This window comes from Aeromonas sp. R2-3 (assembly GCF_040908375.1).
Lineage (GTDB): Bacteria > Pseudomonadota > Gammaproteobacteria > Enterobacterales > Aeromonadaceae > Aeromonas > Aeromonas veronii.
In genome coordinates this window covers 1-11,842 of record NZ_JBFODP010000031.1, presented here as the reverse complement: position 1 = coordinate 11,842, position 11,842 = coordinate 1, and the positions used below count along the sequence as shown (strand labels likewise).

The following is an 11,842-nucleotide window of genomic DNA, read 5'->3' as shown; positions in this document are numbered from 1 at the left end:
TATCTCCCGATTAGTACAGGCGGATACGACGTGCGTTTTCGCGAGACAGCTTCTTGGCGTGACGCTTAACGGCAGACGCTTTGGCGCGCTTACGAATGGTAGTCGGCTTCTCGTAGAACTCACGGCTACGAACTTCGGACAGGATACCGGCTTTTTCGCAAGAACGCTTGAAACGACGCAGAGCAACGTCAAACGGCTCATTTTCACGGACTTTGATTACTGGCATGTGCCTTTCACCTCAGTGATAAATTGTTAGCTGACCTTCAATCGATCAGCATGTCTTAAAATGGTGCGAAATTATACTCTGGACAGGGAATGAAAGTAAACCCGCAGAGATCGCTCTGGTTTAAAAAACCCGCGAAGGTTACCATAGCCGTCTCATTTTAGCAGTGAAATTTTTTAGCAATGCGTGTATTGGGCATAGAGACATCCTGTGACGAAACCGGGATCGCGATCTTCGACGATCAAAAAGGGATCCTTTCCCATCAGTTATACAGCCAGGTCAAGCTGCATGCGGACTACGGTGGCGTCGTCCCCGAACTCGCCAGCCGGGATCATGTTCGCAAGACGATCCCGTTGATCCAGGCCGCATTGCAAGAGGCGGGACTGGGCAAAGATGACATCGACGGCATCGCGTATACCGCGGGTCCGGGTCTGGTTGGCGCCATTCTGGTGGGGGCGACCATTGGCCGCTCGCTGGCGATGGCATGGAACAAGCCTGCTATCGCCGTCCACCATATGGAAGGCCACCTGCTGGCTCCCATGCTGGAAGAAAAGGCCCCCGAGTTCCCCTTCGTGGCGCTGCTGGTCTCCGGTGGTCACTCCATGCTGGTGCGGGTTGACGGCATCGGCAGCTATCAGCTGTTGGGCGAATCCATCGATGATGCTGCTGGCGAAGCGTTCGACAAGACCGCCAAGCTGATGGGGCTGGACTATCCAGGTGGTCCGCTGCTCTCCCGTCTGGCCGAGAAGGGCACTACCGGGCGCTTCCACTTCCCTCGTCCGATGACAGATCGTCCCGGGCTCGACATGAGCTTCTCCGGCCTGAAGACCTTCACCGCCAACACCATCGCTGCCAATGGTGATGATGAGCAGACCCGTGCCGATATCGCTCGGGCGTTTGAAGATGCGGTGGTCGATACCTTGGCCATCAAGTGCCGTCGTGCCTTGAAAGAGACAGGTCTCACGCGTCTGGTGGTCGCCGGTGGCGTTAGTGCCAACCGTCATCTGCGTACCCAGCTGGCCGAGCTGATGGAGAGCCTCAAGGGCGAGGTGTTCTATCCGCGCACTGAATATTGCACCGATAACGGCGCCATGATCGCTTACGCCGGTATGCAGCGCCTGAAAGCGGGCGTGTTCGAACCGCTGGCGGTCAAAGCCGTGCCGCGTTGGCCGCTGGATACCCTGGATCCGGTCTGATCCGACGGATCCCGCCTTCTGGCGTGGTGCTGAGTACCATGGTGGCCTACTACTCCGGCAATCCGGCAGCGGTGGTTATAGCGCCGCTGGCACGCTGTTGTGGTGTCTGCTGTCGCCGTGGTTGAGCCATCCGGATAATACGTCAGGTCTCTCGCTGCCAGACAGCCAAGCCAAGTACAGAGTAAAGAGATAAAAAAATCCCCGCCAACTGGCGGGGATTTTTGTTTGGTAATCGGCAGACGACAGGATTACAGCAGGATGCCGCCGAAGAAGAAGCCCAGCGCCACGGCGATGGCGATGGTGGCGGTGCCCGGTACGAAGAAGGGGTGGTTGAAGACCGCCTTACCGATACGGGTGGAGCCGGTGTCGTCCATCTCTACCGCGGCCAGCAGGGTCGGGTAGGTTGGCAGTACGAACAGGGCGCTCACGGCTGCGAAGGAGGCAATCGCAGTCAGCGGGCTGACACCCAGTGCCAGTGCGGCAGGCATCAACGCTTTGGTGGTGGCGCCTTGTGAATAGAGCAGCATGGCAGCGAAGAACAGCACCACGGCCAGCAGCCAGGAGTACTGGTTCAGCAGGTCGCCAGCGATCAGCTGGATGGTGTCCATGTTGCCTTTCACGAAGACGTTACCCAGCCAGGCCACACCCAGTACGCAGATACAGGCGGACATACCGGACTTGAAGGTCGGCATGTTGGTCACCTGGGTGGCGTCCAGTTTGCACACCAGGGTCATGATGGTGGCTGCGGCCAGCATGATGCCCATGATGGCGCCGTCACGGGGGATCGGCGGGTTGGTGATCAGACCCACTTTACCGGAGATGGCAGTGGCATAGGCCATGACGGCCACGATGGCAGCGATGAAGATCCAGACGGACAGCTTGGCGTACGGTTTGATCTCGAGCTTGGTAGTACCACGCAGTTTGATCAGGCCCTTGGCTTTGCGCTCCAGATAGACTTCGTCCTGATCCAGCGGTTTGCCCATCATGTTGGCAATGAAGGCGCCCAGGATACAGGCCAGGAAGGTAGAGGGGATACAGATGGCCAGCAGGGTCAGGTAGTCAACACCAAATGGCTCGAGCATGCCGGAGAAGGCAACCACAGCGGCAGAGATCGGGGACGCTGTGATGGCGATCTGGGAGGCGACCACCGCGATGGAGAGCGGACGGGATGGGCGGATCCCTTGCTCTTTGGCCACTTCAGCGATCACCGGCAGGGTGGAGAAGGCGGTATGACCGGTACCGGCCAGCATGGTCATCAGGTAGGTGACCACCGGGGCGGCGAAGGTGATGTATTTGGGGTTCTTGCGCAGCGCTTTTTCTGCCAGGAAGACCAGATAGTCCATCCCGCCAGCCAGTTGCATACAGGCGATGGCGCAGATGACGGACGCGATGATCATGATCACATCCCAAGGGATGTAGCTGACCAGTTGATCGCTCGGGATGGGCATGCCCAGACCCCACGTCAATACCAGTACCCCCAGACCACCGGCAAAGCCGATGCCGATGCTGCCTATCCGGGCCCCCAGATAGATAGCGGCGAGCACGACAAGTAACTCGATTCCAATCATAGCGATAACTCCATTTTTTAGTTTTTGGTTTTTATTTGGCAAAAAGCCAATTCCCGATCGGGCTGGGGATAAAGACCAATCGGGAACTGACTTTATGGGCCGGGAAGATCCCGGCCCACACTCGCTTATACGGCAGCTTCGCGGGTGAAACGCTTGGCTTTGTATTGCGGGTTCATCAGGTTCTCGATGGAGAGAATTTCGTCCAGCTGCTCGGCGCTCAGCAGGCCGCGCTCAAGAACGACTTCGCGGACGTTCTTGCCGGTCTGGGCACAGATCTTGCCGACGATATCCCCTTCGTGGTGGCCGATGAAGGGGTTCAGGTAGGTCACGATACCGATGGAGTTCAGCACGTGATTCATGCAGATTTCCGGGTTGGCGGTGATACCTTCCACGCACTTCTCGCGCAGGGAAATACAGGCTTTTTCCATCAGGCTCAGGGATTCGAACATCGCCTGACCAATCACCGGCTCCATGACGTTCAGCTGCAGCTGACCGGCTTCGGCGGCGAAGGTGATGGTGATGTCGTTACCGAATACCTTGAAGCAGGATTGGTTGACCACTTCCGGGATAACCGGGTTGACCTTGGCCGGCATGATGGAGGAACCCGCCTGCATTTCCGGCAGGTTGATCTCTTTCAGTGCAGTGCGCGGGCCGGAGGAGAGCAGACGCAGGTCGTTACAGATCTTGGACAGCTTCATGGCCAGACGCTTGATGGCGCCGTGCAGCATGACGTAGGCGCCACAGTCGGAGGTCGCTTCGATCAGATCTTCTGCCGGCACATAGGCACGACCGGTGATCTCGGCCAGACGCTTGATGGCCAGTGCAGAGTACTCGGGCGGAGTGTTCAGACCGGTACCGATGGCGGTCGCGCCCAGGTTCACTTCCAGCAGCAGCTCCTGGCAACGCTTGATGGACTTGATCTCTTCACGCAGGGTCACGGCGAATGCGTGGAACTCCTGACCCAGGGTCATCGGAACCGCATCTTGCAGCTGGGTACGACCCATCTTCAGGATGTTTTTGAACTCTTTCGCTTTGGCATCGAATGCCGCGATCAGGTGCTCCAGCGCGTGCAGAGTCACGTCAGTGCTGTTGACCACAGCAACGCGGAAACCGGTCGGGTAGGCATCGTTGGTGGACTGGCACTTGTTGACGTGGTCGTTCGGGTTGATGACGTCGTAACGGCCTTTCTCCAGACCCATGATTTCCAGGGCGATGTTGGCCAGTACTTCGTTGGTGTTCATGTTGACGGAGGTGCCGGCACCACCCTGGTAAACGTCGACCGGGAACTGGTCGAAGCATTTGCCGGTGTTCAGCATCAGGTCGCAGGCTTCTACGATCTTGTCAGCAATTTCAGGACGGATGGTACCCAGTTCACCGTTTGCCAGCGCAGCGGCCTTCTTGGTCAGCACCATACCGCGGACGAATTCCGGAACGTCAGAAATCTTCTGAGAGCTGATCTTGAAGTTCTCGACAGCGCGCAGGGTGTGCACACCGTAGTAGAGATCATTGGAAACTTCTTTGGTGCCCAGCAGGTCTTCTTCAATGCGGACGTTCTTGATGTCGCTCATTGTAATGCCTCAGAAATCAGATAAATGGAAAAATCCTCACCGAGTGGTCGCGAGTTCCTTGCGCACAGCTCATCCTGAAGCACCACACATCGAGTGGGGCGGTTGGGAGAATGACCTCCCGAAAAACTAATCAATATACTACTCCAATTGAGGTATCGGTTATTAGAGGTGGATCACTAAATTTGCGACATTTTCAAATTACTTTGAGGAAAGTACACATATGTTATGAAGTTTTTATCATGATGATTTTTATAAATTTTTGTGACTTTTTGCTGGTTTTTTAGATTGCTGATGACGTAGGAGTCAGTTGACCAACTTGAAAAGAGGGGGGCTGCCCCCATTTATTCAGGGCAGAAAGTGGTGATGACGGGGCGGCAAAATCGCCTCTGACCATCGTTGGATGGGCGCCACTTTTTCTCAATTTACCGGTGCTGGAGTGGATATGGGCAAGTTGTTTTTGTTGTTGGTGGGTCTGGTTGTACTGGAACTCACCGTGATGATCGAGGTCGGCTCGGTAATCGGGGCGCTGCCGACTGTCGGCTTGCTCATCCTGACTGCGGTATTGGGCTCCTCGCTGGTGCGCAGTGAAGGGATCAAAACCCTGTTCAGCGCCCAGCAAAAGATGCAGATGGGCGAGATGCCGGGCCGCGAGGTGATGGGGGGCATGATGCTGGCGTTGGCCGGTTTGCTGCTGATTATCCCGGGTTTCGTGACCGACATTTTCGGTGTGCTGTTGCTGCAACCCTGGCTGCGCAACAAACTAGCTGACAAGCTGATCGGCAGCAGCCAGTTCCGGATGCCGATGGGTGGCTTCCAGCGTACTCAATCGCCGTTTGGCAACGCACCGTCCGATGATCATCTGGGGAACGCCAAGCAGGGCGGCACCACCATCGAAGGCGAATTTGAGCGCAAAGAGTAATCGACGAGACGAAAACCCGAGGCGAGTGACTGAATCAGGGTTTGCCCTGATGGCACAAGGCCTCGAAGCGGTGTCGGGCATACCACCACGCGAGGGTGCCCGCCGCCAGATTTGCCAGCAGTATCCCCAGATATATCCCCTGTTCTCCTCCCAGCTTTGCCCCCAGCCAGGCTCCTGGCAACAGAAAACCAAACAGTCGCAATCCATTGAACAAGAACGAAATACTGGATGCCCTCACGCCATTGAGTGCCGAGGCCAGCAGCATCACCATGCCCTGAAATCCGTAACCGATCGGCACTAGATGCAGATAGAGAATAATCAGGCGGATGACCTGTGGATGATCGCTGAACAGGTTGGCGATGAGTGGCGCCAGTAGCCAGGTCAGGCCATAGATGGCGAGCTGGAAAAGCAACGCAAAACTCATGCAGCTCTGCAGTGCAGCTTTGGCGCGGGCCGGATTGCCGGCGCCGCAGTTTTGCGAGATGAAAGGGGCCAGTACGGAGGCGAGGGCCATCATCACAATTAGCAACAGCGCCTCGACCCGCGACGCGGCGCCGTAAGCGGCTACCACCTCGGTACCCAGACCCGCAAAGATCGTCATCAGCACCGCATTGGCCAAGGGGTTGAGCATATTGGTAAAAGAGGCGGGGACGGCGACATGGAGCAAGGCCCGCCAGTGGGTCAGCAACCGAGCCCGCGGCGAGAGGCGCCACAGCAGCAAGCCCTCCCGATGACGCAGGATATAGAGGCTGACCAGCATCGCCATCAACCAGGAGATAGAAGTCGCGATGGCGGCCCCGCGGATCCCCCACTCGGGAAAGGGGCCGATGCCGAAGATCAACAGAGGATCCAGTACCCCGTTGACCAGCCCGGCTACTGCCATCACCAGACTGGGGGTTTTGGTATCGCCGGTCGCCCGGATGGCGGCATTGCCCACCATGGGCAGCACCAGCATGGGGACGGTGAGATACCAGATCAGCATGTAGTCATGGATGAGGGAGATAAGCTCGGCACTGGCCCCCAGCAGAGTAAACAGGGGTTTGATGGTGAGAGCCCCCCCCGCGGAGAGCAGGGCTACCATGATCACCGCCAGAAACAGGCTGTCGGTGGCGAGATGGGCCGCCTCATCGTGTTTGCCCTGCCCCAGGGTATGACCGATCACCGCTGACAATCCGGCGCCCAATCCCATCGCCAGCGAGGTAACCACAAAAGTGACAGGAAAGGTAAAACTGATGGCGGCCAGAGCTTCGGTGCCCAGCATACCGATAAAAAAGGTATCGACCAGATTGAAGGCCAGAATGGCGATGATGCCGAAGATCATGGGGCCCGTCATCTGGCGCAGTACGACCGGAATAGGGGCTGTCAGCATGGGGTTGGTGCGGGTCAAGGGCTCGTCTCTACAGCTGGCTTTGAAGGTTCTGGCATCGAAAACAGGCGGCTGGAACCGACCTTGCACCAAGGTGCAGACATGGCTGAACCATCGAAGATGTTTATAGTACGTGAAAAAATTTTTTTTGTATTTGCCCTTGAAGGGTTAGCAACTCTGCCCCACATCAGGGACATATCTAATTTGGCCTGGAACGGCCATTCCTCAAAGCAACAATGAGACTCATTTTGGGAGAGTTATCGATGAAAATTCGTCCACTGCACGACCGCGTCATCATCAAGCGCATCGAAGCTGAAGCCAAATCTGCCGGCGGTATCGTCTTGACTGGTACTGCGGCCCAGAAGTCCACCCGTGGTGAAGTGCTTGCCGTGGGGACTGGTCGCATCCTGGATAATGGCGAAGTCAAAGCGCTGGCCGTGAAGGTTGGTGACAAGGTTATCTTCAACGAAGGCTACGGTGTGAAGACCGAGAAGCTGGATGGTCAGGACGTCCTGATCCTCTCCGAAACCGACATCCTGGCGATTGTCGAAGAGTAATCCATCCTCCTTTTCCCCGAATTGATTTAAGGATTGAAGAAAAATGGCAGCTAAAGACGTTAAGTTTGGTAACGAAGCCCGCATCAAGATGCTGGAAGGCGTAAACATCCTGGCTGATGCCGTCAAGGTGACTCTGGGCCCGAAAGGCCGCAACGTGGTGCTGGACAAGTCCTTCGGCGCCCCGACCATTACTAAAGATGGTGTGTCTGTTGCGCGCGAAATCGAGCTGGAAGACAAGTTCCAGAACATGGGCGCCCAGATGGTCAAGGAAGTGGCTTCCAAGGCGAACGATGCCGCCGGTGACGGTACCACTACTGCAACCGTTCTGGCTCAGGCCATCGTCAACGAAGGTCTGAAAGCCGTTGCCGCCGGTATGAACCCGATGGATCTGAAGCGCGGTATCGACAAGGCCGTTGTGGCTGCTGTTGCCGAGCTGCAGGCGCTGTCCCAGCCGTGCGCTGACAGCAATGCCATTGCTCAGGTGGGCACCATCTCCGCCAACTCCGACGAGAAAGTGGGCAAGCTGATTGCTGAAGCAATGGACAAAGTGGGTCGCGATGGCGTCATCACTGTTGAAGATGGTCAGGGTCTGGAAGATGAGCTGGCAGTTGTTGAAGGCATGCAGTTCGACCGCGGCTACCTGTCCCCCTACTTCATCAACAAACAAGAGACCGGTTCCGTTGAACTGGACGACCCGTTCATCCTGCTGGTTGACAAGAAAGTCTCCAACATCCGCGAAATGCTGCCGGTGCTGGAAGGCGTTGCCAAAGCTGGCAAGCCGCTGCTGATTGTTGCTGAAGACGTAGAAGGCGAAGCCCTGGCGACTCTGGTGGTTAACACCATGCGCGGTATCGTGAAAGTGGCTGCCGTCAAGGCGCCTGGCTTCGGTGACCGTCGCAAGGCCATGCTGCAGGATATCGCTGTACTGACTGGCGGTACTGTCATCTCCGAAGAAGTTGGCATGGAGCTGGAAAAAGCGACTCTGGAAGATCTGGGTCGTGCCAAGCGCATCGTCATCACCAAAGAGAACACCACCATCATCGATGGCGTGGGTGATGCCGGTGTGATCGAAGGCCGTGTTGCCCAGATCCGTCAGCAGATCGAAGAGACCTCTTCCGACTACGATCGTGAGAAGCTGCAAGAGCGCGTAGCCAAGCTGGCTGGCGGTGTTGCCGTGATCAAGGTTGGCGCAGCCACCGAAGTCGAGATGAAAGAGAAGAAAGCCCGCGTTGAAGATGCCCTGCACGCTACCCGCGCCGCTGTTGAAGAAGGCGTGGTTGCAGGTGGTGGTGTTGCGCTGGTTCGCGTTGCAGCCAAACTTGCTGGTCTGCGCGGTGACAACGAAGATCAGAACGTCGGTATCAAGGTTGCCCTGCGCGCCATGGAAGCCCCGCTGCGTCAAATCGTCATCAACGCCGGTGAAGAAGCCTCCGTCATTGCCAACGCAGTGAAGAACGGCGAAGGCAACTTCGGTTACAACGCTTACAGCGAACAGTATGGCGACATGCTGGCCATGGGCATCCTGGATCCGACCAAGGTAACCCGTTCCGCCCTGCAGTTTGCCTCTTCCATCGCCGGTCTGATGATCACCACCGAGTGCATGGTCACCGAACTGCCGAAGAAAGATACCCCTGCCATGCCTGACATGGGCGGCATGGGTGGCATGGGCATGATGTAATCATCCCCCCTTGCTCTGTTTGACAAACGGCTCGCTCAAGGCGAGCCGTTTTTTTATATCTGGCTAAACTGAGTCTGTTGAGACAGCAAATCTGGGGGCGATATGAAAATGTTTGGTTGGCTGGCACTACTGTGTTCATTGGTCATCATGCCGGTGATGGCTGCTGAGGCGCTGACTGGGCCGGTGATCCTGAAAGTCGGTGGTAACATCAGGTCGGCAGACGAAGTTGATGGCAAGGTGTTGTTTGATCTGGCAAAACTACAGGCTCTGCCGCAACATGAGATAGTGACCGGCAACCCGTGGGTGGATAAGCCGCACACCTACAGAGGCCCAAAACTGGCCGATGTATTGGCTGCAGTCGGTGCGGATGGCAAGACCATTACGTTGACTGCACTGAACAGTTTCCAGATCCGCATTGAATGGGACAAGGTTGCCAAATACGAGCCCATTCTCGCATGGGAAGACAATGGTGCTGTCATGCGGGTGCGTGACAAGGGGCCGGTCTGGTTTATGCTGCCTCTTGATCAATATCCGGAATTGAAGCGATCCGAATATACCGACATGATGATCTGGCAGCTGGATTTGATAGACATTCAGCACTGATAAAAACAGCACGGGAGCATGGGGTGAAAGGAAAGACCAGGGCGTGGCCACTGCTCGTCATTCTGTATGTATCCATCCTGTTGTTTACCGGGAGCACCCTCTATTGCCTGATGCAGATCCAGAATGCGACCAGAGCGATGGAGAAATACACCTATGATGTCTCCTGGGCGCTGATGCAGTTGCAGCTGGAGCTCGGGCGTTTCCTCAATGCGGTAGAGGTCTATCACTATGGCGGGATTGATCATGACACCTTGATGTTGCGTTATGACATTCTCTGGAGCAGAACGCCCATCCTGTTGAGCGGCCAGCTGCGCAAGAGCATGCAGGACAAGCAGAAAACCTTGCGTCTGGTGCAGCTGATTGAAACCAATATTCGCCAAATAGAGCCCGACATCACCAAGTTGCAAAGCGGGGCATCTGACTATCAGCAGATCATGATACGCCTTGCCCCGCTGCAAGAGCCGCTCTCCTACTCCCTCGCTTCTGTGATGCAGAAGAACATTAACGTCTATTCCGAGAACGATCGCCATTTTGGCCAATTGCGCAATGCCTTGTTGCTGATGGTCTCCGGTCTGGTCATGTCAGTGCTGCTACTCAGCATGCTGCTTATATATGAAGGGCGTCGTCATTTCAGAGTGGCCAGACGGGATCCCCTGACCGGGTTGTCCAATCGGGTTGCCCTACTGGAGCGGATGGAGCTGTACGCCACACAGGAAGTGCCGTTTGGGCTGGTGCTGGTCGACATCAACGACTTCAGAGATATCAACAGTAAGTTTGGCTATGACACCGGTGATTATTTGCTTTGTGAGTTTGCCACCCGGATCCGAGTGCTCTGTGAAGAGGGCGAGTGGAGCGGACGTCTTGGGGGGGATCAATTTGCCATTATTCAGCGTGGCAGCAGCGATCTGCGTCAGGTCAGGGAGCTGGTAGCGCGATTGCTGCATGCTCTGAAGCAAGATATCGTCTATGACAACTATCCCTTCCGGCTCGAAGTCGGGATCGGAATTGCCTTCTATCCGATGGACAGCGACAAGACTCAGGAGTTGTTGAGTCGGGCGGAACAGGCACTGTTCCATAGTCGCAAGACCCATGTCCCCTATGTGATTTACGATAACTCCCTGCTCAACGAGACGGCGCGGCGCAAACATCTGGCGTCGGACATGATCATGGCGCTGGAACACAATGCGTTGGAACTCTATTACCAGCCCATCGTCAATCTCGAGAGTGGCCGCTGTGAAGCTGTCGAGGCTCTGCTGCGTTGGCGGCATCCTGAGCTCGGTTTCATTCCGCCAAACGAAGTGATCATGGTGGCTGAGGAGTTCCAGCTTGCCGAACGGGTTGGCAGCTGGGTGCTGAACACCGCTTGCGAGCAGCTCTATCAGTGGCACCAGCTTGGTATGGTTGATCTGCAAATGTGTGTGAATATATCTCCAGGCATGTACCAGCGTAATTTGCTCAAACTGGTGGCCAAGGCATTGATGGAGCACCACCTGCCTGCCCGTAGCCTGGTCTTGGAGGTCACGGAAGATACCACCATGCGGGAAGTGAAGAACTCGCTGCAACTGATGCAGGATCTCAATCAACAGGGGGTACTGCTGGCATTAGATGATTTTGGTACCGGTTATTCATCTTTGAGTTATCTGCAAAAGTTACCGGTCAGCAAAGTGAAGATCGATCGTTCATTTATACAGGGTATTGACACCTCAATGGAGGCATCCGAACTGGTCGCCAATATTTGTCGGATGGGGTCGATGCTGGGCAAGAGTCTGGTGTGTGAAGGGATTGAGACACAGGCTCAGTTGGATGTGCTGCGATCCCTGACCGATATCCACTTGTATGGACAGGGCTATCTGTTCAGCCGACCGGAGCAGGCGGAGAAAATCTATCAGACCTTGTTGGAGATGGAGGAGCTTTGGCTAGCACGTCAACAATCCGAAATGGCTTATATGAGTTGAAGGGGGCTTGCCTGTCATCTGCCTCCAGAATGTGTGATTTAGCTCGAACTTTCTTCTTTTTGTTTGTTGTTTGAACGGTTGTGCGGTTTTATCAAAAAAACATGCAATTTAGCCTTGCCAGAAAGAATCTGTTCCCTATAATGCGCCTCCATCGACAGGGCAAGCGGCAACGCAAACAACCTCGTCGATAACCTCGAAAAGCCTTTGAA

10 protein-coding genes are annotated in these 11,842 nt (G+C 55.7%); 6 read left to right on the top strand and 4 right to left on the bottom strand.

The window, feature by feature from the left end:
* Window positions 1-10: 10 nt before the first annotated feature.
* Window positions 11-226, bottom strand: coding sequence for a 30S ribosomal protein S21 (rpsU, locus tag AB5Z02_RS16315; protein ID WP_005309452.1), 216 nt, complete (start codon window positions 224-226; stop codon window positions 11-13).
* Between the two features lie 179 nt (window positions 227-405).
* Here rpsU and tsaD point away from each other — a divergent pair, with 179 nt between their 5' ends.
* Complete coding sequence (tsaD, locus tag AB5Z02_RS16310) at window positions 406-1,419, top strand: tRNA (adenosine(37)-N6)-threonylcarbamoyltransferase complex transferase subunit TsaD (RefSeq protein ID WP_368216481.1); 1,014 nt, start codon at window positions 406-408, stop codon at window positions 1,417-1,419.
* Window positions 1,420-1,667: 248 nt separating this feature from the next.
* On the opposite strand, the gene AB5Z02_RS16305 is transcribed toward tsaD, so the two are convergent.
* Both AB5Z02_RS16305 and aspA read right to left on the bottom strand, forming a co-directional pair.
* A complete protein-coding gene (locus AB5Z02_RS16305) occupies window positions 1,668-2,987 on the bottom strand; it encodes an anaerobic C4-dicarboxylate transporter (protein ID WP_042052808.1) in 1,320 nt (439 codons plus the stop codon).
* A 125-nt stretch (window positions 2,988-3,112) separates the two neighbouring features.
* Complete coding sequence (gene aspA, locus AB5Z02_RS16300; RefSeq protein ID WP_005340569.1) at window positions 3,113-4,555, bottom strand: aspartate ammonia-lyase; 1,443 nt, start codon at window positions 4,553-4,555, stop codon at window positions 3,113-3,115.
* 442 nt (window positions 4,556-4,997) lie between these two features.
* Between aspA and AB5Z02_RS16295 the strand changes: the two genes are divergently transcribed.
* Window positions 4,998-5,474: an FxsA family protein gene (locus tag AB5Z02_RS16295; protein WP_368216480.1), complete on the top strand. Its 477-nt coding sequence runs from the start codon at window positions 4,998-5,000 to the stop codon at window positions 5,472-5,474.
* A 34-nt stretch (window positions 5,475-5,508) separates the two neighbouring features.
* Here AB5Z02_RS16295 and AB5Z02_RS16290 read toward each other — a convergent pair whose 3' ends face one another.
* Window positions 5,509-6,843 carry an MATE family efflux transporter gene (locus tag AB5Z02_RS16290; protein ID WP_231720294.1) on the bottom strand — a complete coding sequence of 445 codons (1,335 nt, stop codon included), beginning with the start codon at window positions 6,841-6,843 and terminating at the stop codon, window positions 5,509-5,511.
* 260 nt (window positions 6,844-7,103) lie between these two features.
* Between AB5Z02_RS16290 and AB5Z02_RS16285 the strand changes: the two genes are divergently transcribed.
* The 4 genes from AB5Z02_RS16285 to AB5Z02_RS16270 all read left to right on the top strand — a co-directional run bounded on the left by AB5Z02_RS16285 (window position 7,104) and on the right by AB5Z02_RS16270 (window position 11,633).
* Window positions 7,104-7,397: a co-chaperone GroES gene (locus AB5Z02_RS16285; RefSeq protein WP_005340573.1), complete on the top strand. Its 294-nt coding sequence runs from the start codon at window positions 7,104-7,106 to the stop codon at window positions 7,395-7,397.
* A 43-nt stretch (window positions 7,398-7,440) separates the two neighbouring features.
* Window positions 7,441-9,075 carry a chaperonin GroEL gene (gene groL, locus AB5Z02_RS16280; RefSeq protein WP_005340575.1) on the top strand — a complete coding sequence of 545 codons (1,635 nt, stop codon included), beginning with the start codon at window positions 7,441-7,443 and terminating at the stop codon, window positions 9,073-9,075.
* Between the two features lie 102 nt (window positions 9,076-9,177).
* Complete coding sequence (locus AB5Z02_RS16275) at window positions 9,178-9,678, top strand: molybdopterin-binding oxidoreductase (protein ID WP_231720182.1); 501 nt, start codon at window positions 9,178-9,180, stop codon at window positions 9,676-9,678.
* Between the two features lie 23 nt (window positions 9,679-9,701).
* Entirely contained in the window at window positions 9,702-11,633 is a 1,932-nt protein-coding gene (locus tag AB5Z02_RS16270) for a bifunctional diguanylate cyclase/phosphodiesterase (RefSeq protein ID WP_231720181.1), read from the top strand.
* Window positions 11,634-11,842 lie beyond the last annotated feature (209 nt).